Source organism: Rhodococcus sp. P4_F5 (genome assembly GCF_056401315.1).
This window is the reverse complement of sequence record NZ_JBFUJP010000034.1, coordinates 13,367-34,510: the sequence shown is the minus strand read 5'-3', so window position 1 is coordinate 34,510 and position 21,144 is coordinate 13,367. Positions and strand designations below refer to the sequence as shown.

Below are 21,144 nucleotides of genomic sequence, written 5' to 3'. Positions count from 1 at the left end.
GGTCACCGGCATCGGTGGTTGGTAGCCTTGGCCCCGATTGTGCCCTGCGCACCAGAAGGTTCTGAGAGGTAGTTCGACGGTATGGATGAGGCTGAAGCAGTTGTGACGAGCACGTCGACGTCTACGACCACGACTACTGATCGACCGACCCCGGCGCCCACACGCGACCCGGGTCTGCTCACCGTGCAGCGCGCCCTGTTCGTGGGGCCGTCGAGCCTGGTCAGTGACGACATGTACGCCGATGTCACGGGGTCCGTTGTTCGCGAGCGCACCCGCGCACACCTCGGACGCAAGAGCAGTGTCGACACCAACACCTACTTCGGCCGCTTCCCGGCCAGCTACTGGCAGCGCTGGACCACCGCTACGGAGGTCCGGTTCGTCGCCGACGTGGCGGGGGCGGGCACCGTCGAACTGATCGCCACGGACTTCAACGGCCGCAAGCGGACGGTTGCCACGGAGGCGGTGGACACGAACAGCGCGTCGCAGCGCATCTCGCTGACTGCCAAGGTCGACCGGTTCCTCGACGGGGGCGCACTCTTCGCGCGCATCAGCACCCAGAGCGACGAGCTGACCGTTGAGAACGCCGAGTGGAGTGTTCCGTTCGAGGGCCCCCTCCGGCCCGCGGCCGTGGTGATCTGCACCTTCAACCGTGCCGACGACTGCGCGGCAACGTTGGCCGCAATGGCCGACGATCCGGTCGCGCTCCGCGACGTCGAGGCCGTGTACGTGGTGGACCAGGGCACGGACCAGGTGCAGAGCCGTCCCGAGTTCACCCGCGTCTCCGAGCTGCTCGGTGACAAGTTGGTCTACATCACCCAGCCGAACCTGGGCGGGGCCGGCGGCTTCACCAGGGGCCTGTTCGAGGTTCAGGGGGTGGACCGGTCCGAGCCGGCCAACGTCATCTTCATGGACGACGACGTGCTGTGCGAGCCGGAGGCAGTGGTCCGGCTAAACACGTTTGCGAACCTGACGGTCGAGCCCGCGATCATCGGGGCGCAGATGCTCTACCTGCTCCATCCCGACCGGGTTCACGTGGGGGCCGAGGTGGCCGACCTGCAGAAGCTGCAGGCAGGGATCCAGGTCAAGGACGCGTTCCTCGACCGGAACGTGCTCAAGAAGCGGCAGGAAACCCGCGTCGATGCCGGCTACAACGGCTGGTGGTCGTGCCTGATCCCGTCGGAGATCGTTTCCCAGGTCGGTTACCCGCTGCCGCTCTTCTTCCAGTGGGACGACATCGAGTTCGGCTACCGTTCGCGCGCGAACGGATTCGCGACCGTGACTTTGCCGGGCGCCGCCGTGTGGCATGCGGACTTCGCATGGAAGGACTGGGACGAGTGGCATCGCTACTTCAACATCCGCAACGCGATGATCACCGCGGTCATGCACATCGATCTCGACGGCAAGAAGCTGGCGAAGCAGCTGCGGACCGATCTGTACCGCTACCTCGTCTCGATGCAGTACGGCATGGCGTTCACCCTGATCAAGGCAGTCGAGGACTTCCTGAAGGGTCCCGGTCACCTCGAGGACGGTGGCATGGAGGCGGCGGGTGCGATTCGGCGTGAGCGCGCCGAGTACGGCGAGACGGCCCGGCACAGCGGCAACGACGTCCCGGACCTGCGTCCCGCGGACATGGTCATCACCCCGGCGGGACCCTTCCCGAGCAAGAGCCTGGAATGGGCGGTGCTCGCCAAGCGTGCGCTGTCCCAGTGGCGGGGCACGCTGCCCGCGCATCCCGTCGCGATCTCCGCGGCCGACGCACACTGGTGGCACGTGTCACTGTTCTCGCATGCGGTCGTCACCGACAGCTCACAGGAGGGTGTTCGAGTCCGCAAGCGGGACAAGAAGCGTGCGCTCGCACTGCTGGTGCGCGGCCGCGCCGCGCTGAAGGCCCTGCGAGAGCGGACCCCGGACGTCCAACGCCAGTACCGGGCCGCGATGCCGCAGCTCACCAGCAGGGAGAACTGGGCGCGCCTGTACGGCGAGTGACGCGGCCGCGGCTCACCGCCCGGTGAGCCGCACCGCCACCTGCTCGTGGTCGGCGGTGTAGCCGAGGTACTCGTAGCCGACGCCGGTGCGTGCGACGAACTCCGTCCACGCCCGGTACTCGTGCGACCGCCAGCCCGGGTAGTTGAAGAACTCGTCGAAGACGAGCACCGTTCCGTCCCGGAACCGCTCCCCGAGCAGCTCGAGGACGGTCGCCGTCGACGAGTACAGGTCCGCGTCCAGGTGCGCGAAGGCCACCGGACCCGGGTGCGCGTCGAGGAACGCCGGCAGGGTGTCCGCGAACAGTCCGGGCACCAGTTGCGCCCCCGGCACGCGGGGCAGGGACTCCTGGGCGAACTCGCCGGCCGGGAACCCGGTCCGCCAGGTCTCGGGCAGCCCGCTGAACACGTCGAACCCGGCGACCGGCGTCACGCCCGGCCGGGCGCCGAGTTCCTCGACCACGATCCGCAGCGTGGTGCCGCCCGCCACCCCGAACTCGAGCGCCATCCCCGGCCCGGACACCTGCGACAGCGCGAACCTCAGGGTCTCGTGGGGGGTGGCGAACGGGGGCGCCTGCGGCATCTTCTCGACGACGAACGCGGCGCTCTCGGCGGCGGCCCGCAGGTCCTGGGCGTAGCCGAGGTCGCGGCGGGCACGCCGCTCGTGGGCGGCGAGCTGGTCACGTACGGCGGCGACCTGGTCGCGCACGGCGGCGACCTGGTCGCGCACGGCGGCGAGTTCGCCGAGCACCCGGCTCAGTTCGCCGTTGGTGGCGGTCAGCTCGGCCAGCACCTGGTCGTGCTGGTCCTCCAGCTTGATCCGGTGATGCCTCTCGGACTCGTGGACCACCTCCGCGACCGCGCGTTGCAGCTTCAGCCGGGCATTGCGGCGCATGCGATGCAGCATGCGTCCCATGCTGCCAGCCTGCGGCGATGTCGGCAGGTGGACGGCGGGAACCGATCCGGGCGCCGCCGGGGCAGATCCAGTGCTTCGGTTCGTAACCTGTTGCGGCCCAGACGATTACGGTCGGGCAAACCGCTCCTGGCGGCCGAGCTTGCGCAGTCGCATCCACTCCCGGAAGCCGGCCGGGTCACGCTGGGAGACCAGGAAGTACCAGCCGAACCGGGCGTACTCCTGCGGCAACAGCTTTCGCATGCCGGGCTGGGCCATCAGGTAGCCGCGGTTGCGGTACGTGAAGAAGCGCTTGGTCTCGTTGTCGGGGTACTGCGTGTGCATCCGGCCGCCCAGGATCGGCTTGAACTCGTCGGCGCCGTTGGGGTGCACGTACGCGGTCTGCAGGCAGGTGCCGAACGGCAGCCCCGAGCGGACCAGCCTGCGGTGCAGCTCCACCTCGTCGCCGCGGACGAACAGTCGCAGGTCCGGCACGCCGACCGCGTCGATGGCGGCGGCGGAGAACAGCGCGCCGTTGAACAGTGACGCGATGCCCGGCAGCAGGTCCTCCTCGCCCAGTTCGGAGCGCAGCCGTCGCCATTCGAGGCCGCGGCGCAGCGGGAAGGCCAACCGGTCAGGCTCGTCGATGTCGCACACCACGGGCGAGACCTCGGCCAGCCCGTGCCGGGTGGCGCAGTCCAGCAGGGTCGCGAGCACGTCGGGGCCGTCGGGACGGCCGTCGTCGTCGGCGAGCCACACCCAGTCCGCGCCGAGGGAGAGCGCGTACAGCATGCCGAGCGCGAAGCCGCCCGCGCCGCCGAGGTTGTGCCGGGAGCCGAGGTAGGTGCAGGGGATGCCGGCGCCCTCGACGAGCTCGCGGACGTCGGCCTCGTCGGCGTTGTCCACCACCACCAGGTGGTCCAGCGGACGGGTCTGTCCGGCGAGCACCTTCAGGGACTCGGCGAGCAGTTCACGACGCTTGTGGGTGACGACCACCCCGACGATGCGCGGTTCGGTGGCGCTCACGCGCCCTCACCGCGGGCGACGCCGGCCTTCTCGGCCGCGATCTCGGCGATGGTGCGGGCCACGTGCGAGGCGGCCTCGGGGCCCTCGTAGGCGCGCACCACGTCCTCGATCTCGCCGTGCATGCGAACCTGGCCGTGGTCGATCCACATCGCGCTGTCGCACAGCTGCGCCAGGAACTCGTTGGAATGGCTGGCGAAGACCAGGATGCCGGAGCGCTCCACCAGCTTCTGCAGCCGGATGCGGGCCTTCTTCATGAACTCCGCGTCGACGGCGCCGATGCCCTCGTCGAGCAGCAGGATCTCCGGGTCGATGCTGGTGACGACGCCCATTGCGACGCGCACCCGCATGCCCGTGGAGTAGGTGCGCAGCGGCATCGACAGGTACTCGCCGAGCTCGGTGAACTCCGCGATCTCGTCCATCTTCGCGAGCATCTGCTTGCGGGTCTGGCCGAGGAACAGGCCGCGGATGATGATGTTCTCGTACCCGGAGATCTCCGGGTCCATGCCGACGCCGAGGTCGAAGACGGGGGCGACGCGGCCCCGGATCCGGGCGCTGCCCCGGGTCGGCTCGTAGATGCCCGAGAGCAGTCGCAGCAGCGTGGACTTGCCCGCGCCGTTGTGACCGACCAGCCCGACGCGGTCACCCTCCTTGAGTGAGAGAGTGATGTCCTTGAGCGCCTCGACGACCACCACGTCGGAGTCGTTGCGGCCGATGGAGCCGCCGGCCTTGCCGAGGAACGCCTTCTTCAGCGACCGGGACTTGGCGTCGAAAATGGGGAAGTCGACGCAGGCCCCGTGCGTCTCGATGCTCACATGCTGTGTCATTTCCCCGTCGCTTCGCTCGCCAGTGTCGTCATTTCCGCGCCGCTTCGCTCGCCAGTGTCGTCATTTCCCCGTCGCTTCGATCGCAAGTGTTGTCATAGCCAGACCCCTAAACCCAGTAGGGCACGCGGGCCCGGTACTTGCGCAACGCGAACAGCGCGAAGGCCCAGCCGGCGACGGTGATGGCCAGCACGATGTACCAGTGGTACGCCTCCTGCGGCTTGCCGAGCATGGGGGCACGGATGATCTCGAGATAGTGGTAGAGCGGGTTCAGCTCGGCCAGCTTGACGCGCTCGGCGGCCTCGCCGCCCTGGTTCTTCAGGGACTCGGTGGTCCACATGATCGGTGTCAGCACGAACAGCAGCAGCGTCAGGCTGCTGAGGATCGGCAGGATGTCGCGGTAGCGGGTGGCGAAGATTCCGAACACGATCGAGACCCACAGGGCATTGAGCACGATCAGCCCCAGCGCCGGGATCGCCGCCAGGTCCGGCCAGGTCAGGTTCCGCCACACCCCGAACGCGACCAGCATGATCACGTAGATCAGCAGGTTGTGCGCGAAGAAGAGCAGTTGCCGCCACACCAGCCGGTACACGTGCACGCTCAGCGCCGACGGCAACTGCTTGATCAGGCCCTCGTTGGCGACGAAGACGTCCGAGCCCTCCAGGATCGACGCGCTGATCAGGCCCCACACGATCAGGCCGACCGTCACGTACGGCAGGAACTCGTCGAGCGGGATGTCGAGCAGCGCCGAGTACAGCAGGCCCATTGCGGCCGCCTGGACGCCGGTCGCGATGGTGATCCAGAACGGGCCGATCACCGACCGGCGGTACCGCTGCTTGATGTCCTGCCAGCCCAGGTGCAGCCAGAGTTCGCGCTGCGCGAAGCCGTCACGCATGTCCTTGAACGCGCGACGGAACGTCTGCGAGTCCGAGGCCGGCGATGATTCGCTCGCGATGTCTACGGTCGGCTGATGCACAAGCGACCACAGTACTAGCGTCCGCCGACCGCCCTGGTCACCGAACCCGTCGGGCCGCCCGCGATGCCCGGTTTCGTACCCTGCGGGGTATGTCCGGCCGCTGGCCCGGATGCTGTACCCCTGAGGGCCTACAGGTACTGGCCGGTGCCCGCGCTCGACTGACCGTGCCCGTGGACGGGACCGCCCAGCCCGGGCGGCAGGGCGCCCTGGCCCCGCATCTGCTCGAGCTGCGCCCGCGCCGCCATCTGCTGGGCGAACAGCGCGGTCTGGATGCCGTGGAACAGTCCCTCGAGCCAGCCGACCAGCTGCGCCTGTGCGATCCGCAGCTCGGCGTCGGTGGGCACGGAGTCGTCGCTGAACGGCAGGGTCAGCCGTTCGAGCTCCTCCCGCAGTTCCGGTGCCAGCCCCTGTTCGAGTTCCCGGATCGAGGACCTGTGGATCTCCCGGAGCCGAGCGCGGCTGGCGTCGTCGAGCGGGGCCGCCCGGACCTCCTCGAGCAGCTGCTTGATCATGGTCCCGATGCGCATCACCTTCGCCGGCTGCTCGACCATGTCCGCCAGGGACTCCTCCGACTCGCCGTTGGCCGCGGCCGGTTTGCCGTTGGCGGCGGGGTCCTTCGCCGCGGCGTCCTGGGCGGCGTCGGCGGTGGGCGCGCCGGCGGGTTGACCGTCGGGTCCGATCACGACGACGTGTTCATTCTCCGGGGAAGTCATGGGCTCCATCTTGTCGGGTTTGCCCGCGTTCCGCTAAGCCCGTGCCCGGGGCCGGGACCGGAAACGGCGTCGTGCCAGCGCGGAAGTTGTTGTGAGTTCTCACATAGCACCGGTCCCACTGGCACCCGGACGCCGCCCAAGTTCTAGGCTGTCGGGCATGGCTTACGACGTCGCCCGGGTACGGGGCCTCATCCCGTCGCTCGGTGACGGTTGGATCCATCTCGATCCCCAGGCGGGAATGCAACATCCGGACCTGGTCGCGACGGCGGTGTCCACCGCCTTCCGCAGCGCCGGGTCCTCGCACACCGGCAGTCACGTCTCCGCGCGGCGCAGCGCCGCCATCCTGGAGTCCGCGCGGGAGGCGGTCGCCGACCTGGTCGGCGGCGATCCCGCCGGCGTCGTCCTCGGCCCCGAGCGGTCCACGTTGTTGGCCTGGCTGGCGGAGGCGCTGAGCTCGCGACTGGGCCTGGGCACCGGGGTGGTGCTCTCCCGCCTCGACGAGGAGGCGAACGTCGCCCCGTGGCTGCGGGTGGCGAACCGGTACGGCGCGCAGGTGCGCTGGGCCGAGGTCGAGATCGACACCTGCGAGCTGCCCAGCTGGCAGTTCGCGGAACTGATCGGGCCGACCACCCGGCTCGTCGCGTTGACGGCGGCCTCGCCGATCGTCGGGTCGGCACCGGACGTGCGGGTCGCCGCGGACCGGGCCCACGAGATGGGCGGGCTGCTGGTGGTCGACGCCATCGCCGCCGCGCCGTACGCGCACGTCGACATCCACGAACTCGGGGCGGACGTCCTCGCGGTGAACGCGCCGAGCTGGGGCGGTCCGCAGGTCGGCGCCCTGGTCTTCCGGGACCCGAGCCTGATCGACCGGATCCCCGCGGTGTCGTTGAACCCGAAGGCCCGCGGCCCCGAGCGGCTCGAGATCGGCGGGCACCAGTACGCGATGCTGGCCGGGTTGACCGCCTCGATCGACTACCTCGCCGGGCTCGACGAGACCGCGAGCGGGTCGCGCCGCGAGCGCCTCGAGACGTCGATCAGCTCGTTGCAGGACTACCACGACCGGATCTTCGAGCACCTGATGGCGTCGCTGCGCCGGCTGCCGCAGGTGACGCTGATCGGCACCTCGAACAGTCGGGTCCCGACGCTGAGCTTCACGGTCGCGGGTGTCCCGGCGGAGAAGGTCTCCGAGCACTTCACGGCCAACCGGATCGGCACCGTGGTCGGCGGACGCGGCAGCCGGCTGCTGGACTCCCTCGGGGTGAACGAGGAGGGCGGGGCCGTCACCGTCGGCCTGGCGCCGTACACGACCCGGTACGAGATCGACCAGCTGGCGCGCGCCGTCTCCGCCCTCGGCTGAGGCCAGTCACCGCACCGCCAGCACCACCTTGCCGACCGTGTCGGGGGAGTCGAGCAGCAGCTGCCCGGCCGCGGCGTCGGTGATCGGCAGCTCCGTGTGCACCACCGGCCGCACCCGGCCGTCCGCGATCATCGGCCACAGCTGCTCGGTGACCGCCGAGACGATCTCCGCCTTGCCGGACGGGCCGGTCGCCGGCCGGCCCCGCAGTCCGGTCGCGAACACCCGGCCGCGCTTGGCCACCAGCGTGCCCAGGTCCAGTTCGCCGACCCGCCCGCCCTGCATGCCGATCACGCACAGCTGCCCGTCCATCGCGAGGGCGTCGATGTTGCGGCCCAGGTAGGCGGCGCCCATGTTGTCGAGGATCAGGTCCGCGCCGCGGCCGGTGGCGGCCACCGCCGTGACGAAGTCCTCGTCCTTGTAGTTGACGGTGACGGCGGCGCCGAGCTCGCGGCAGGCGGCGAGCTTGCCCGCCGAGCCGGCGGTGGTGACGACGGTGGCGCCGAGCGCGACGGCCACCTGGATCGCGTGGGTGCCGATGCCGCCCCCGCCGCCGTGGATCAGCACCAACTGGCCGGCGTGCATGCCCCCGATCATCACGAGGTTCGACCACACCGTGCACGCCACCTCCGGCAGCGCGGCGGCGGCGTGGAGGTCCACGCCGTCGGGCACGGGGAGCAGCTGGGTGGCCGGGGCGGTCACCAGCTCCGCGTAGCCGCCACCCGCGAGCAGCGCGCAGACCCGGTCGCCCACGGACCAGCCTTCCGCGCCCTCGCCGAGCGCGGCGACGGTGCCGGAGCACTCCAGCCCGAGGATGTCGCTGGCGCCGGGCGGCGGCGGGTAGTAGCCGCGACGCTGCACGATGTCGGCGCGGTTGACGGCGGTCGCCGCGACCTCGATGAGCACCTCGCCCGGACCGGGGCTGGGGTCGGGAACCTCCGTCCAGGCAAGCACTTCGGGTCCGCCGGGGGTGGAGTAGGTGATTGCACGCATGTGTCGACGCTAGCCGAGTGGGCGCCCCGCGACACGGTGGGCGCAACAGCCCCGCAGGAGCCGGGTCAGCGGCTACCGTCACGCCGGTGACGAACTTCGGCAACCTGCAGAACGAGATCTACTTCGCCGGTCTGAGCGGCGCGGTGCCGCCGCTCCCGATGACGGCGGCCGGACTCGAGGACCTCGCCCGCACCACCCTGTCGCCGGAGGCGTTCGGGTACATCGCGGGCAGCGCGTCGACGGAGCGGACCGCGGCGGCGAACATGGCGGCGTTCGGCCGTCACGCCCTGGTGCCGCGGATGCTGCGCGGGACCGCCGCGGCGGATGCGCGGGACCTGAGCGTGGAGGTGCTCGGCACCCGTCTGGCCGCACCGGTGCTGACCGCGCCGGTCGGGGTGCTCGAGCTGGTGCATCCGGACGCGGAGCTGGCGGTCGGCGAGGTCGCGGCCGAACTCGGCATCGGCTCGGTGCTGTCCACGGCGGCGTCCACCCCGATCGAGCGGGTCGGCGCGGTGTCGGGGGAGAACTGGTGGTTCCAGCTGTACTGGCCGTCGGACGACGAGGTGGCCGAGTCGCTGGTGCGGCGGGCCACCGCGGCCGGGGCCAAGGCCATCGTGCTGACCGCGGACACCCCCGGAATGGGCTGGCGTCCACGCGATCTCGAACTCGGGCACCTGCCGTTCTTGCAGGGCAAGGGAATTGCGAACTACCTGTCCGACCCGGTGTTCCGCTCCCGGCTGGCCGTCGCGCCGGAGGAGAGCGTCGAGGCCATGCAGATGGCGGTACTCACCTGGGTGTCGATGTTCGGCAACCACTCGATCCGGACGAGTGACGTGGCGCGCCTGCGGGAGTGGACCGACCTGCCGATCGCGGTAAAGGGGATCGTGCACCCGGACGACGCCCGGGCCGTGGTCGACGCCGGCGCCTCGGGCGTGGTGGTGAGCAACCACGGCGGCCGGCAGGTCGACGGGGCGATCGCGGCCCTGGACGCGCTCGGTCCGGTCGCGGCTGCGGTGGGGGAGCGGGCGGACGTGCTGCTCGACTCCGGGATCCGTTGCGGCGCCGATGTTGTCACCGCACTCGCGCTCGGCGCCGACGCGGTGCTCTACGGCCGGCCCTGGGTGTACGGGCTCGGCCTGGCGGGCAAGGACGGTGTGCGCCATGCTCTTCGGGTGTTGCTGGCGGACCTCGACGTGACCCTCGGGCTGGCCGGGTTCGCGTCCGTTGCCGAGCTGGACGCCTCGGTGCTCGGTGGCTGACGCCCGTTGCCTGTTGCCGCGGTGCGGTCGGGTGACGCCGAGGGTGATATTCGCGGGTGACTAGCGGGTTGACCTGGCCTACCGCGGCGCCGCCCGCGGGGGCGGGGTGTTACCTCGACCACTGTGCACCCTCGGTTCCCTTGCGGTCGTTTAAGTTGTCCGCATTCGGCGCCGGTGTCGGGCGGGCGCCCCGAAGGGGAACGGGTGCCTCGGTGCGTCGGTCTGGAAGTTCGCGGTTCATTCGCTGCGTGGTGGCGGGCGTGGCGACGGCGGGTGCGGTCCTGTCCGCCGCGGCCCCCGCGGTGGCCGAGCTGTCGCCCGCCGCGCCGGCACCTGTCGCGCACGACGAGATCGAGGCGAAGTACCGGTCCTGGGGCGGCGCCGACTCGCCGCTCGGCCACCCCGTCGGGGAGGCGTACCCGGTGGGGACGGGCGCCGGCCGCGACTACACCGGCGGCGCCATCTACTACTCGCCGGGGACCGGCGCCCACGTCATGTACGGCCTGATCCTGGAGCGGTACCGCGAACTCGGCGGTCCGGCCGGTGCGCTCGGCTTCCCGACGACCGACGAGGAGGAGGCGCTGGGCGGGTCGGACCGCTTCAGCGACTTCAGCGCTGCGGACGGGGCCACCGTCTACTGGGCCCCGGCGGCGGGCGCCTGGCTGATCCGCGGCTCGATCCTCGAGGCGTGGCACCATCTCGGCGGCGCCGAGGGGCCGATGGGTCACCCGGTGGCCGCCGAGGTCGAGGTCGACGGCGGGCGGGTCGCTCGGTTCAGCGGCGAGGACGGCACCGCGCAGCTGATTTGGCGTGCGGGCGGTGGATACCAGGTGGTCCCCGCGGAACTCGCCGGCCGGCTCCGCGGTCTCGCCGTCACGGCCGACCTGGTGAAGAGTGCGCCCGCCAGGTAGCGGTCGGCGGGCGCCGCAGTGGAAACCGTGTGGTCGGTAGTTGAGCGGCGCCCGCACTAGAATGGGCCCGTGCTGACAGAAACACCCGACGAAACCGGCTCCACCCCGCGGTGGCTCGACGGCGCGGAGATGCGCGCCTGGCGTGGGTTCATCGAGGGCAGTCAGCGGCTGATGGAGGTGCTCAACCGGGAGCTGCAGGCAGGCCACGGACTCTCGCTGGCCGACTACCGGATCCTGGTGATGCTCTCCGAGTCGCCGGACGGCTCGGTGCGGATGAGCGAACTGGCCGACGGGGTCCTCTCCTCGCGGAGCAGGCTGACCCACCAGGTGCGGCGCATGGAGTCCGAGGGACTGGTCGTCCGCAGCACCTGCGTCGACGACGGCCGCGGCGTGCTGGCCGTCATCACCGACCAGGGTCGGGAGAAGCTCGCGGAGGCCGCGCCCACCCACGTGCGGGGCGTGCGCAACTACCTGATCGACCTGCTCGAGCCCGCGGAGCTGACCGGGGTGGCCGAGGTGTTCGGCAAGGTCGACGCCGCACTCGGCAAGCGCGACGAGGCCTGACCCGCGGGGCGCTCGGACGCCGCCGGACGCGGCGGCTAAGATTCGCCACGGAAGCGTGGCAGAGCGGCCGAATGCACTCGCCTTGAAAGCGAGCGTGGCGTTAAACCCACCGGGGGTTCAAATCCCTCCGCTTCCGCAAAGGCCCCGACCTGGTACCTGCAGGTCGGGGCCCTTTCATGCTTCCGGTGCGGCTACTGCGCGTCCATCGCCGCGACCGCGGCCGCCACGGCGTCGGCGATGTGCGCCTCGGCGGCCGTCTTGTCCACGCCGAGGCCGCTGAGCGGGCCGGAGCCGTTCTCGAGTTCGAGCAGCGCGAGCAGCAGGTGCTCGGTCCCGACGTAGTTGTGGCCCAGCCGCAGTGCCTCGCGGAAGGTCAGCTCCAGCACCTTGCGCGCCTGCGCGTCGTACGGGATGAGCGCAGGCACGGCGGCGGCGTCGACGGCGGTCGGCAGGGTCGCGGCCGCGGCCGTGCGGACGTCGTCCAGGGACACCCCCTGCGCGAGCACCGCCTTCGCCGCGATGCCCGCCGGCTCGGCCAGCAGGCCCAGCACCAGGTGGGCGGGCCGGATCTCGGGGTTGCCGGCGGCCCGGGCCTCGTTCTGCGAGGCCATCACCACGTTCCGGGCGCGCGGGGTGAACCGGCTGAAGCCGTCGTTCGGGTCCAGGTCGGACGGCTGGTCCGCGGCCTTGGTCGTGTACCGCTTCTGGGCCGCCTGCTTGGTGACGCCCATGCTCTTGCCGATGTCCGTCCAGGACGCGCCGGTGCGCCGGGCCTGGTCGACGAAGTGGCCGATCAGGTGGTCCGCGACCTCGTCGAGGTGTTCGGCGGCGAGGACCGCGTCGGAGAGCTGGTCCAGGGCGTCGGGGTGGACCTTCTTGATGGCCTCGATCAGCTCGTCGAGCCGCACCGGGTTGGTCATGCGTACGGGATTCGTCATGCGTCAACCATAGGTTGACGACACGGTGCCGTCAACCGTGAGTTGACGGCAGTCCTCGGGCCTACGGCGTGTTGATGTAGTCCTGAATCGCCTTCTGTGCGTTGGGGTTGCCGGTGGCCATGCCGGCGAGGGCGCCGATGATCGCACCGGTGGGGGCGCCGATGATGCACCCCGCGAGGCTGCCGGGGAACATCGAGATGCATCCGATGCCGAGGCCCGCGACGGAGCCGATCGCTGTCCCGGCTGCGCCGCCGTTGGCCCAGCCGAGGTTGAGTTCGTTGAGCATGTGCTCGAAGGCGGCCTGCTTCTCGGGCGAGTCGACCTGGTGGACGCCGGGGACTGCCTGGCCGGGCGGGCCGGTAGCGGCGCCGGCCTGTGCGATTCCCGGGCCTGCGATCATGGCCGCGGCGATCAGGGTGGATGCTGCCGTTCTGTTGATCAGGTTCATTTCGTTACCTCACCTGGACCAGACGAAGGAAGAGCCGAATTCGACTGTAAACCCGCCGTCGCGCAAGCGTCGGGCGAATCGCCCCGATCACCGCGGGTGAAAAGGCGGTGGCCGGGTCGCCGGGCGCCGCGACCGTCAACTCCGGAGGATCGGTGCGAACGGCGAATCTACAAGCGGGGAAACCGATTACGGCCGTGGTTGCATTCCGGCGAGCTCGAGCACGTACTCGTCGGCGCCGGCGTCGTAGTTCACCGAGTAGGTGGTGGGGTAGCGGCCCGGTTTCGGGTAGATCTCCGGTTGCGAGATCTCCTCGTCCGCCGACGACCTCGTCAGCAGCCACTCGCGCGTCATCATCGGCTCCATGAACGTGTACGCGCCGTCCCAGGAGCCCGCAATGAACGTCTGGGTGAAGTCGAACCCGCCGGGCGCCAGGACGTCGGCGTTGTTCGTCCAGTGCTGGCCCATCTTCGGGACGTTCGTCAGGACCGGAAGTCCCTCCGGCGGCGAGTAGTTCGTCGGCATCTGCGCTGCCGGCGGCAGGTTTCCGGCGCGGGGGAGGTAGTCCAGTCGCAGCGGGTCGTTCTCGGCAATGGTGGCCGCGTCGACCATGTAGAAATGCATGTCGAAATGGGGTTTGTCGAACAGCCCCGCGGGGTTGTGGCCGTGCGCGTTCCAGTCCACCACGACGCTGTCGAAGATCGTCGAGGCGCCCTGCGCCGGCATCGCGAGCGGGAACTCGGTCATCGGCGCGTCGGGCAGCCCGTCGAGGGCGGCGGCGGTCATCCGGATGCCGACGTCGGTGGGCCGGCCGTCCGCGTCGAGCGTCACGTACGCGCGGGCGGAGCCGGCCCCGATACCCGTCGGTGTCCCGTAAAAGGTTCCGGAGACGCCGTTTTCGGCCGAGGCGCCCGTGATGCCGCCGGCGCTGGCGTCGGAACACCCGGTGAGGGACGACAGCCCGGCGCAGACGGCGGCTGCCAGGGCCGCGGCGCGGACGGAGCGGGGGCGGAGCGGTCGGTGTGTGCGCATGTGCACCTCTGGGGAGAGGACCGGGAACACCGAGGTTACCGCCGCGGTGGTGACGGGCGCCGGGATTCGGGCGAAGCGCGACCCGCCGCACGGCGGGTCGCGAAGGCACGCCGGATGCCGTCGCGGCAGGAGGTGCCGACCGGCAGCGCCCTGACCTGGCGCCCGGCATCCAGGACGGTCGTCCAACAGGATTCCCGAGTGAGGCGGCGCGGCAACAGATTTCGGTGTGGGACATCACTCGGCGGTGGAAAGTCCGCTACCTTGACGGGCAGCGGTTCGCCCGCACCCGGCGGGCAGTCGCTCGAGGTGGGCCCATGAAGCTACTCGCGACAATGGCTCTTTCGATGGCCCTGTGCGGCCTTTTCCCCTCGGTCGCCGCGGCCGGCCCGCGTGGGCCCGGACTGGCCCGTCAGGCCGCCTCCGTCGACCACGTCACCATGCTCACCGAGCGTCGCGCCGCCGTGTTCGTGCACTCCCCGTCGATGGGCGAGGTGGTGCAGGTGCAGGTGCTGCTGCCCGCGGACCGGTCCGCCGCCAGGCCCACGCTGTACCTGCTCGACGGCGCGGGCGGGGGCGAGGAGTCGGACTACCAGGAGAGCACCTGGACGCTGAAGACCGACGCCGTGGACTTCTTCGCGGACAAGGACGTCAATGTGGTGCTGCCGGTCGGCGGCACCGGCAGCTACTACACGAACTGGAAGCAGCCGGACCCCGCCCTCGGGGTCGACGAGTGGGAGACGTTCCTGACCACGGAACTGCCGCCGCTGATCGACACCCAGTTCCGGGGCAACGGCGTCAACGCGATCGCAGGACTGTCGATGGGCGCGCACGCGGCACTGAATCTCGCGACCCGGCACCCCGCCATGTACCGCGGCGTCGCGGCCTTCAGTGGCTGCGCCGACAACGGCCAGGCCGACTCCCGGCTGTCGGTGCGTGCCACCGTCGCCTGGAAGGGCGGCGACGCGGACAACATGTGGGGACCGGACGGCGACCCGGAGTGGGCGGCGAACGATCCCATGCGCAACGCGGAGGCGTTGCGCGGCAAGGAGATCTACGTCGCGACGGGTAACGGCGCGGCCGGGCCGCTGGACGACCCGACCACCGTGGACGGGCTCAGCGCACTGACCCTCGGCGCGGCGCTCGAGGCGGCCGCCCTGCGCTGCACGCAACTGTTCGACGACCGGCTGCGGGAGTTGGCCATCCCCGCGACGTTCCACTACCGGCCCACCGGCACCCACTCGTGGCCCTACTGGCAGCAGGACCTGCACGACGCGTGGCCCATCCTGGCCCGGTCGCTCGGCCGGTGACGGTCAGACCTGGCGCGACTTCCAGATCGGCAGGCCGTCGCCGGTGGCGAAAGCGAGGAAGGCATCGTTCTCGTCGGGATCGCCGATGGTGATCCGCACCCCGTCGGTGCCGTAGGGGCGCACCAGCACGCCCGCTGCCGCGCTGGCCTCGGAGAACTCCGCCGAGCGGTCGCCGAGCGGCAGCCAGACGAAGTTCGCGTTGGACGCGGGCACCTCGTAGCCGGCGCCGATCAGGGCTTCGCGCATCCGGCGGCGCTCCGCGACGACCCCGTCGGTGCGGGCCAGCAGTTCGTCCGCGGCGGCCAGCGAGGCGACCGCAGCGGCCTGCGCGACCGTGCTCACGGCGAACGGGATGTGCACCTTGCTCAGCGCCGCGATGATCCCGGGGTCCGCCACCGCGTACCCCACCCGCAGGCCCGCGAGGCCGTACGCCTTCGAGAACGTGCGCAGTACAACGACGTTCGCCCGGCCCTCGGCGAGCGCGACGCCGTTCGGGATTTCCGCGCCGGCCTGGTCGCCAGGGCGCGTGTACTCGATGTACGCCTCGTCGAGGATCACCAGGATGTCCGCGGGCACCGCGTCGAGGAATCGTTCGAGCGCGTCCTGGGTGACGACGGTGCCGGTCGGGTTGTTCGGATTGCAGACGAAGATCACCCGGGTCCGGTCGGTGATCGCTGCGAGCATCGCGTCGAGGTCGTGCAGGTGGTCTGCGGTCAGCGGCACCTGGACCGGGGTGGCGCCCGCGACCCGCGCGACCACGGGGTACACCTCGAACGCGCGCCAGGCGAAGAGCACCTCGTCGCCGGGGCCCGCGGTGATCTGCACGAGCTCCTGGCACAGGCTCACCGATCCGCAGCCCGCGGCGACGCGGTCGACGCTGACGCCGAGCGAGTCCGCGAGGGCCTCGCGCAGGGCGACCGCCCCGTTGTCGGGATAGCGGTTCACGCCGAGCGCGGACTCCGCGATCGCAGCGGCGACGCTGGGCAGCGGGCCCGCCGTGGTCTCGTTGCTCGCGAGTTTTATCGCGCCGGGAAACGTGCGTCCGGGCACGTAGGGGCTGATGTCGACGAGGTCGGGGCGGGTGCGTGCGGTCACGGGAGGTCATTATGCATGCGTGGCCGACTCGCGGTGGGCCGTCGGCCCAGGCCGGGCGCAAATTGGGACGAGCGCACGGGCCCGGGTCGTGCCAGAGTAGATGTATGTCGGGAATCTTCACCGACAGCGCGATGCTCCGCGCCGTCGGTGACCAGTCGGAACAGTCGCAGACGGATCAGCCGCGGGCCACCGTGCCGCTGACGGCGGCGGCGCCGGACGGGCCGCCCCGCGGCGGCATCGTGGTGCTGCACGAGTCGCGGCGGTTCACCGACTCGGTACTGGACCTGATGCGCCTGCTCGCGGGCGAGGGCTGGCTGACGGTCGCGCCGCACCTGTTCCACCGGCAGCCCGGGGACCTCGAGGTCGAGGTGTTCGGCGACAACCTGTTCGCGGACTTCGACGCCGCCTTCGACTGGCTGGTCGCCCGCGGCGTGTACGCGGACTGCGTCGGGGTGCTCGGTTTCGACGACGCCGGCACGGCCGCGCTGCTGGTCGCCACCAACCGGCCGGTCGGGGCGGCGGTGAGCGTCGCGGCGCGCGGCATCGTCGAGCCGCTGCGGTCGGACACACCGGCCCTGGTGGACGCGCTGGCGTCACTGCAGGCGCCCTGGCTGGGCCTGTACGGCGATGACGACCCCCGCACCCCGCCCGCACACGTCGAGCGGCTGCGCGACGCGTCCGCCCGCGCACCCGTCGCCACCCACGTGGTGAGTTACCGCGGCCTGGCGCACCGCGCCGACGAGCCGCCGCAGGTGCCGGACAACGGGGACGACAGCGATCCGGAGGTGCAGGCGATCATGGATGCGCAGCGGCGGATCTTCGACTGGTTCGACGGAAACCTCAGGTGACGGCCCGGTTACCGGCGGTGACCTGGGAGTTTGGAGGCGTTTTGCCATCCCGGTCCAGTCTGTGTAACCTTTCGATCCGGCGGTTCCGAAAGGTTCCTGAGCCTAGGAAGCGTGCCAGAGCGGCCGAATGGGACTCACTGCTAATGAGTTGTCCTCCTCAAAGGGGACCGGAGGTTCAAATCCTCTCGCTTCCGCCACGTTGGTGCCAGTTGGCCAACACAATTTAAGAACATGCGCCCGTAGCTCAACGGATAGAGCACTTGACTACGGATCAAGAGGTTAGGGGTTCGAATCCCTTCGGGCGCACAACAAAGGACCCCGTCACCACTGGTGACGGGGCCCTTTCGGTTTGTCGGGGCAGGGTGTGCGTCACCTCACGCACTGCGGGATCGGGTCGGCGCGATTAGTTTGGGGCGGCCCGACGGTCTCCATTGCCGTACATCCCGAAGCGACGAACGAGGAGCGACTCCATGCGCATTGTGATCTGCGAATTCATCAGCCTGGACGGCGTCGTGCAGGCGCCCGGCGGACCAGACGAGGACACCGACGGCGGATTCGCGCACGGCGGCTGGTCGCACCCGTTCTTCGACCCGGAGGTGGTCGGTGGCGCCTTCGACGGCGCGCTGGGCGCGGCCGCGGCGCTGCTGTTCGGCCGCCGCACCTGGCAGACGATGGCCGCGGCGTGGCCCGAGCGCGCCGGCGACCCGTTCGCCGACCGGATGAACGCCATCCCGAAGTACGTCGTGTCCGGGACCCTCGGCGACGGCGAGCTGACCTGGGACAACACCACCCGCATTCCCGGCGAGGACGCCGTCGCGGGAATCCGGAAGCTGCACGAGGCCGACGGCGGCGACCTGGTGGTCATGGGCAGCCCCACCCTGGCCCGCACCCTGCTGAGCGAGGGCCTGGTCGACGAGCTCCGGCTCATCGTGATGCCGGTGCTGCTCGGCGGCGGGAAGTCGATCTTCCCCGACGACGGTGGCCTGCGCACGCTCGAGCTGGTCTCGGTGGCCACCAGCGACGCGGGCGTGAACGTCTGCACCTACCGACCGACCACCGCGGGATAGCTCGCGTCGGGTCCCGGATCAGTGACAACCGCAGACGCCGGTCAGCGACTGCACCTGGTAACACTCGCCGCAGGTCATCTCGGCGCCGTGCTCGCGGCGCCGAGACTGGTCGCGCCGGCGGGTCTTGTCGCGGGCCCGGCGGACCTGCTCGGTCAAAGTCGCGGTGCCGCCGTCGGCGGGCAGCCCGGCCGCCTCGAAGTGCCGGTAGCAGCGCAGCCGCTCCTGCGCGGCGTGCAGTTCGACGTCCTCCGGTGTCTCGCCGTACGACGCCGTCACCGCGACCGCATACCCCGGGCCGACGGTGCCGTCCACCTTGCTCACGCACAGGGAGGTCAGCAGCGGCTCGCCGCGGCGACGGCACTCCGCCCCGACCCGGCCGAGGGTCTCGCCGATCCAGTTCTGCATCAGGCTCTTCGTGCGAACCCCCGTGTCGGCCTGGATCCGGGCGGCGAGGTCCCCGTAGGTGACGGTGCCGAGGTAGCTGCCGGCCACCTCGACCAGGACCGTCCGGGCGTGCTCCGCCCAGACCTCTTGGTTGTCGCGCATGCAGTACCCCCGTCTACTGCGACCGACGCGTCCGGCCGTCTGTCCGGTTCATCCGTATCGGCGGTCGGAGTGTTACCGCGGGCCCGGTCCCGTGCGGGCCGGGCGACGCGCGGTGCGGCGTCACCGGTGCCGAACGGCCCGCCGTCGCTTACCGTAGGCAGGTGACCATTCCTGTGCAGGGCGCCGCGTCGGCCCCGGGTTCCGCTTCGGCCTGGCCCGCGGTTCTCACCTGGCGTGCACACTCGGCGCCGCGGATGGAATCGGTCCGCGTCCAGCTCGTCGGCAACCGGATCAAGGCCGCCGGCCGGATCATCGGCGGGCACTGCGCCGAGCACAACGCCTTCAGCGCCTCCTACGACCTGGTCACCGACGAGAACGGCGTCACCCGCCGCCTCTCGCTGCGGGCCAGTCTCGCGTCCGGGGAGAAGCAGGTCTCGATCAGCCGGGACGAAGAGGGCTACTGGATGATCGAGGACGGCACCAACCCCAAGCGCTCCACCTTCGGCGGCGCGCTGGACGTGGACGTGGTGCTCAGCCCGTTCTTCAACACGCTGCCGATCCGGCGCTTCGGCATGCAGACCGACTCGGAGGACATCCAGGTTCCGGTCGTGTACGTGTACCTGCCGGACCTCAGCGTGCGGGAGGCGAGCCTGACGTACAGCAGCGGCTCGGACGGCATCCACGTGCTCTCGCCGGTGTCGAGTTCCTCGATCACCATCGACGCCGACGGCTTCGTCCTCGACTACCCCGGACTGGCCGAACGGATCTGACGCGGGTCCCGACCGGCCCCGTCTCCGTGGCTCAGTAGGTCCGGGCGCGCAGCACCTCGCCGCGGCGTCCGGCGTCCCGCAGGAGCCGCTCCCAGCCCGGTTCGCCCACCCGCACGCCGGTGATCTCCGTGCGCGGCAGGTTCTCGTAGCGACGCCGCGCCGCATGCCCGGCGACGACCAGTGCCTCGGTGTCGGCGTCCGCCGCGAGCGCGGCGCGGGCCGCGGCGAGCAGCTCCAACGCCTCGTCCAGCGCCACGGTGAGGGCCTCGGCGTTCGCCTCGCACATCGCGCGGACCAGGTCCGGCGCGGTGCCCGCGACCCGGGTGCCGTCGCGGAACGAGCCCGCCGCCAGCGCCAGTGCCAGGTCGCCGCCGGACGCCGCCGTCACCGCCAGGGCCTCCGCGAGCAGGTGCGGCAGGTGCGAGATCCGCGCGACCGCCGAGTCGTGTTCGTCGGGGTCCGCGGGCACCACCACCGCGCCACAGTCCAGCGCCAGGTCCGCCACGCGAGTCCAGGACGTCGGATCGGTGCCGTCCTCGGCGGTGACCACCCAGACCGCGTCCCGGAACAGCTCGCCGTCGCCGGCGGACCAGCCGGACTGCGAGGTGCCGGCCATCGGGTGCCCGCCCACGAATCGCGAGCCGAGCCCGTGCCCGGCGACGGCGTCGCGCACCGCGCCCTTGACGCTCACCACGTCGGTGAGGGTGCACCCGGGGGCGTGCACCGCGATCTGGCCGAGCACCGCGTCGAGCGCGGGCACCGGCACCGCGACGACCAGCACGGCATCCGCTTCGGCGGCCCGGCGCAGCACCGCGGTGAGGTCGCCGTCGGCGTCGTAGCCGTCCGCGCGCGCCTCCTCGACCGGGCCGGCGGAACGGTTGTAGCCCCAGGCGGTGCGGCCGGCCGCGACGGCGGCGCGCAGCAGCGACCCGCCGATCAGGCCGAGCCCGAGCACGCACACCGGCGGGGTGGTGGATTCAGCAGACACCCGGATAGGTTGGCACATTTCGCGCTGGACTTCTGTTACCGGCCTGCGGCGGACTACGGTGACCGCATGGCAGCTCAGCGCGCGCGGGACAACAGCGCACCTTCGGACGAGCTCGACGATCTCGAGGGGTTTGCGGTCGCAGTCGTCCGGGAGGACGGCAAGTGGCGGTGCACGGCGCTGACCACGGCCGCGCTCGACAGCCTCGAGGCCGCGGAGACCGAACTGCGTGAGATGCGCAGCTCCGGCGCGGTGTTCGGTCTGATCGACGTGGACGACGAGTTCTTCGTCATCCTGCGCCCGGCGCCGTCCGGGACCCGGCTGCTCCTCTCCGACGCCACCATGGCGCTGGACTACGACATCGCCGCGGACGTGCTGGAAGCACTGAACGTCGAGACCCCGGACATCGATCCCGACGAACTCGACACCGTCGAGCCCTGGGAGGAGGGCGACCTCGGCCTGCTCGCGGACCTCGGCCTCCCGGAACCGGTGCTCGGGGTGATCCTCGCGGAGACCGAGCTGTACCCGGACGAGCAGTTGAACATGATCGCGCAGCGGCTCGGGTTCGCAACCGAGCTGTCCGCGGTGCTCGACGCCGCGCCGCGGTAGACGACACCGCG

22 protein-coding genes and 3 tRNA genes are annotated in these 21,144 nt (G+C 71.0%); 13 read left to right on the top strand and 12 right to left on the bottom strand.

The features are described from left to right. Positions 1-81: 81 nt before the first annotated feature. Positions 82-1,986: a glycosyltransferase gene (locus AC1DU4_RS15120; protein WP_477841120.1), complete on the top strand. Its 1,905-nt coding sequence runs from the start codon at positions 82-84 to the stop codon at positions 1,984-1,986. A 12-nt stretch (positions 1,987-1,998) separates the two neighbouring features. On the opposite strand, the gene AC1DU4_RS15115 is transcribed toward AC1DU4_RS15120, so the two are convergent. The 5 genes from AC1DU4_RS15115 to AC1DU4_RS15095 form a co-directional block, all read right to left on the bottom strand. After that, positions 1,999-2,889 (bottom strand): TylF/MycF/NovP-related O-methyltransferase, encoded by an 891-nt coding sequence (locus AC1DU4_RS15115; RefSeq protein ID WP_477841118.1) that lies wholly within the window; start codon positions 2,887-2,889, stop codon positions 1,999-2,001. Positions 2,890-3,003: 114 nt separating this feature from the next. Beyond that, a complete protein-coding gene (gene glfT1, locus AC1DU4_RS15110) occupies positions 3,004-3,900 on the bottom strand; it encodes a galactofuranosyltransferase GlfT1 (protein ID WP_477841116.1) in 897 nt (298 codons plus the stop codon). After that, the gene (gene wzt, locus AC1DU4_RS15105; protein WP_072844511.1) at positions 3,897-4,724 is read right to left on the bottom strand and encodes a galactan export ABC transporter ATP-binding subunit Wzt/RfbE; all 828 of its coding nucleotides are present in this window, start codon (positions 4,722-4,724) and stop codon (positions 3,897-3,899) included. Before wzt ends, glfT1 begins: the two co-directional genes overlap by 4 nt. 106 nt (positions 4,725-4,830) lie before the next feature. Next, on the bottom strand, positions 4,831-5,697 hold the full coding sequence (wzm, locus tag AC1DU4_RS15100) for a galactan export ABC transporter permease subunit Wzm/RfbD (RefSeq protein WP_443096387.1): 867 nt from the start codon (positions 5,695-5,697) through the stop codon (positions 4,831-4,833). 128 nt (positions 5,698-5,825) lie between these two features. Then, positions 5,826-6,410 (bottom strand): bacterial proteasome activator family protein, encoded by a 585-nt coding sequence (locus tag AC1DU4_RS15095; RefSeq protein WP_477841113.1) that lies wholly within the window; start codon positions 6,408-6,410, stop codon positions 5,826-5,828. Between the two features lie 157 nt (positions 6,411-6,567). Here AC1DU4_RS15095 and AC1DU4_RS15090 point away from each other — a divergent pair, with 157 nt between their 5' ends. Continuing rightward, positions 6,568-7,767, top strand: coding sequence for a cysteine desulfurase-like protein (locus AC1DU4_RS15090; RefSeq protein ID WP_072844514.1), 1,200 nt, complete (start codon positions 6,568-6,570; stop codon positions 7,765-7,767). 6 nt (positions 7,768-7,773) lie between these two features. Here the strand turns inward: AC1DU4_RS15090 and AC1DU4_RS15085 are convergent, their stop codons facing one another. Further along, positions 7,774-8,757 carry an NAD(P)H-quinone oxidoreductase gene (locus tag AC1DU4_RS15085; RefSeq protein WP_477841110.1) on the bottom strand — a complete coding sequence of 328 codons (984 nt, stop codon included), beginning with the start codon at positions 8,755-8,757 and terminating at the stop codon, positions 7,774-7,776. A gap of 86 nt (positions 8,758-8,843) precedes the next feature. On the opposite strand from AC1DU4_RS15085, the gene AC1DU4_RS15080 reads away from it, so the two are divergent. From AC1DU4_RS15080 to AC1DU4_RS15065, 4 genes are all read left to right on the top strand, one after another. Next, complete coding sequence (locus tag AC1DU4_RS15080; RefSeq protein ID WP_477841109.1) at positions 8,844-10,016, top strand: alpha-hydroxy-acid oxidizing protein; 1,173 nt, start codon at positions 8,844-8,846, stop codon at positions 10,014-10,016. Positions 10,017-10,276: 260 nt separating this feature from the next. After that, entirely contained in the window at positions 10,277-10,927 is a 651-nt protein-coding gene (locus AC1DU4_RS15075) for an LGFP repeat-containing protein (RefSeq protein ID WP_477841107.1), read from the top strand. Positions 10,928-10,996: 69 nt separating this feature from the next. Further along, positions 10,997-11,491 (top strand): MarR family winged helix-turn-helix transcriptional regulator, encoded by a 495-nt coding sequence (locus tag AC1DU4_RS15070; RefSeq protein ID WP_477841105.1) that lies wholly within the window; start codon positions 10,997-10,999, stop codon positions 11,489-11,491. Positions 11,492-11,540: 49 nt separating this feature from the next. Then, a tRNA-Ser gene (locus tag AC1DU4_RS15065) sits at positions 11,541-11,627 on the top strand. 55 nt (positions 11,628-11,682) lie between these two features. On the opposite strand, the gene AC1DU4_RS15060 is transcribed toward AC1DU4_RS15065, so the two are convergent. From AC1DU4_RS15060 to AC1DU4_RS15050, 3 genes are all read right to left on the bottom strand, one after another. Then, a complete protein-coding gene (locus AC1DU4_RS15060; RefSeq protein WP_477841103.1) occupies positions 11,683-12,429 on the bottom strand; it encodes a Clp protease N-terminal domain-containing protein in 747 nt (248 codons plus the stop codon). A gap of 61 nt (positions 12,430-12,490) precedes the next feature. Further along, a complete protein-coding gene (locus tag AC1DU4_RS15055; RefSeq protein WP_072844560.1) occupies positions 12,491-12,877 on the bottom strand; it encodes a hypothetical protein in 387 nt (128 codons plus the stop codon). Positions 12,878-13,063: 186 nt separating this feature from the next. After that, positions 13,064-13,906: a DUF5602 domain-containing protein gene (locus tag AC1DU4_RS15050; RefSeq protein WP_477841101.1), complete on the bottom strand. Its 843-nt coding sequence runs from the start codon at positions 13,904-13,906 to the stop codon at positions 13,064-13,066. Between the two features lie 314 nt (positions 13,907-14,220). Between AC1DU4_RS15050 and AC1DU4_RS15045 the strand changes: the two genes are divergently transcribed. Beyond that, positions 14,221-15,213, top strand: a complete 993-nt coding sequence (locus tag AC1DU4_RS15045; protein WP_477841099.1) for an alpha/beta hydrolase — start codon at positions 14,221-14,223, stop codon at positions 15,211-15,213. A gap of 3 nt (positions 15,214-15,216) precedes the next feature. Here the strand turns inward: AC1DU4_RS15045 and hisC are convergent, their stop codons facing one another. After that, complete coding sequence (hisC, locus tag AC1DU4_RS15040) at positions 15,217-16,308, bottom strand: histidinol-phosphate transaminase (protein ID WP_477841097.1); 1,092 nt, start codon at positions 16,306-16,308, stop codon at positions 15,217-15,219. A 104-nt stretch (positions 16,309-16,412) separates the two neighbouring features. Between hisC and AC1DU4_RS15035 the strand changes: the two genes are divergently transcribed. From AC1DU4_RS15035 to AC1DU4_RS15020, 4 genes are all read left to right on the top strand, one after another. Further along, positions 16,413-17,156, top strand: a complete 744-nt coding sequence (locus AC1DU4_RS15035; protein WP_477841096.1) for a dienelactone hydrolase family protein — start codon at positions 16,413-16,415, stop codon at positions 17,154-17,156. Positions 17,157-17,261: 105 nt separating this feature from the next. Then, positions 17,262-17,353: transfer RNA gene (locus AC1DU4_RS15030), tRNA-Ser, on the top strand. A 36-nt stretch (positions 17,354-17,389) separates the two neighbouring features. Continuing rightward, positions 17,390-17,462 (top strand) — tRNA-Arg (locus AC1DU4_RS15025). 164 nt (positions 17,463-17,626) lie between these two features. Beyond that, entirely contained in the window at positions 17,627-18,223 is a 597-nt protein-coding gene (locus tag AC1DU4_RS15020) for a dihydrofolate reductase family protein (RefSeq protein WP_477841094.1), read from the top strand. An 18-nt stretch (positions 18,224-18,241) separates the two neighbouring features. On the opposite strand, the gene AC1DU4_RS15015 is transcribed toward AC1DU4_RS15020, so the two are convergent. Then, on the bottom strand, positions 18,242-18,769 hold the full coding sequence (locus AC1DU4_RS15015) for a hypothetical protein (protein ID WP_477841092.1): 528 nt from the start codon (positions 18,767-18,769) through the stop codon (positions 18,242-18,244). Between the two features lie 161 nt (positions 18,770-18,930). Here AC1DU4_RS15015 and AC1DU4_RS15010 point away from each other — a divergent pair, with 161 nt between their 5' ends. Beyond that, a complete protein-coding gene (locus AC1DU4_RS15010; protein WP_083577242.1) occupies positions 18,931-19,539 on the top strand; it encodes a putative glycolipid-binding domain-containing protein in 609 nt (202 codons plus the stop codon). 31 nt (positions 19,540-19,570) lie between these two features. Here AC1DU4_RS15010 and AC1DU4_RS15005 read toward each other — a convergent pair whose 3' ends face one another. Next, on the bottom strand, positions 19,571-20,545 hold the full coding sequence (locus AC1DU4_RS15005; protein WP_477841090.1) for a prephenate dehydrogenase: 975 nt from the start codon (positions 20,543-20,545) through the stop codon (positions 19,571-19,573). A gap of 48 nt (positions 20,546-20,593) precedes the next feature. On the opposite strand from AC1DU4_RS15005, the gene AC1DU4_RS15000 reads away from it, so the two are divergent. Next, on the top strand, positions 20,594-21,133 hold the full coding sequence (locus AC1DU4_RS15000; protein ID WP_072844568.1) for a tRNA adenosine deaminase-associated protein: 540 nt from the start codon (positions 20,594-20,596) through the stop codon (positions 21,131-21,133). The last annotated feature ends 11 nt before the right edge of the window (positions 21,134-21,144 follow it).

Coding starts and splice junctions, on each gene's coding strand:
- AC1DU4_RS15120 (WP_477841120.1), top strand. CDS start 82: ATGGATGAGGCTGAAGCAGTTGTGACGAGCACGTCGACGTCTACGACC.
- AC1DU4_RS15115 (WP_477841118.1), bottom strand. CDS start 2,889: ATGCTGCATCGCATGCGCCGCAATGCCCGGCTGAAGCTGCAACGCGCG.
- wzt (WP_072844511.1), bottom strand. CDS start 4,724: ATGACACAGCATGTGAGCATCGAGACGCACGGGGCCTGCGTCGACTTC.
- AC1DU4_RS15095 (WP_477841113.1), bottom strand. CDS start 6,410: ATGACTTCCCCGGAGAATGAACACGTCGTCGTGATCGGACCCGACGGT.
- AC1DU4_RS15090 (WP_072844514.1), top strand. CDS start 6,568: ATGGCTTACGACGTCGCCCGGGTACGGGGCCTCATCCCGTCGCTCGGT.
- AC1DU4_RS15085 (WP_477841110.1), bottom strand. CDS start 8,757: ATGCGTGCAATCACCTACTCCACCCCCGGCGGACCCGAAGTGCTTGCC.
- AC1DU4_RS15060 (WP_477841103.1), bottom strand. CDS start 12,429: ATGACGAATCCCGTACGCATGACCAACCCGGTGCGGCTCGACGAGCTG.
- AC1DU4_RS15055 (WP_072844560.1), bottom strand. CDS start 12,877: ATGAACCTGATCAACAGAACGGCAGCATCCACCCTGATCGCCGCGGCC.
- AC1DU4_RS15050 (WP_477841101.1), bottom strand. CDS start 13,906: ATGCGCACACACCGACCGCTCCGCCCCCGCTCCGTCCGCGCCGCGGCC.
- AC1DU4_RS15045 (WP_477841099.1), top strand. CDS start 14,221: ATGAAGCTACTCGCGACAATGGCTCTTTCGATGGCCCTGTGCGGCCTT.
- AC1DU4_RS15035 (WP_477841096.1), top strand. CDS start 16,413: ATGTCGGGAATCTTCACCGACAGCGCGATGCTCCGCGCCGTCGGTGAC.
- AC1DU4_RS15020 (WP_477841094.1), top strand. CDS start 17,627: ATGCGCATTGTGATCTGCGAATTCATCAGCCTGGACGGCGTCGTGCAG.
- AC1DU4_RS15015 (WP_477841092.1), bottom strand. CDS start 18,769: ATGCGCGACAACCAAGAGGTCTGGGCGGAGCACGCCCGGACGGTCCTG.
- AC1DU4_RS15005 (WP_477841090.1), bottom strand. CDS start 20,545: ATGTGCCAACCTATCCGGGTGTCTGCTGAATCCACCACCCCGCCGGTG.
- AC1DU4_RS15000 (WP_072844568.1), top strand. CDS start 20,594: ATGGCAGCTCAGCGCGCGCGGGACAACAGCGCACCTTCGGACGAGCTC.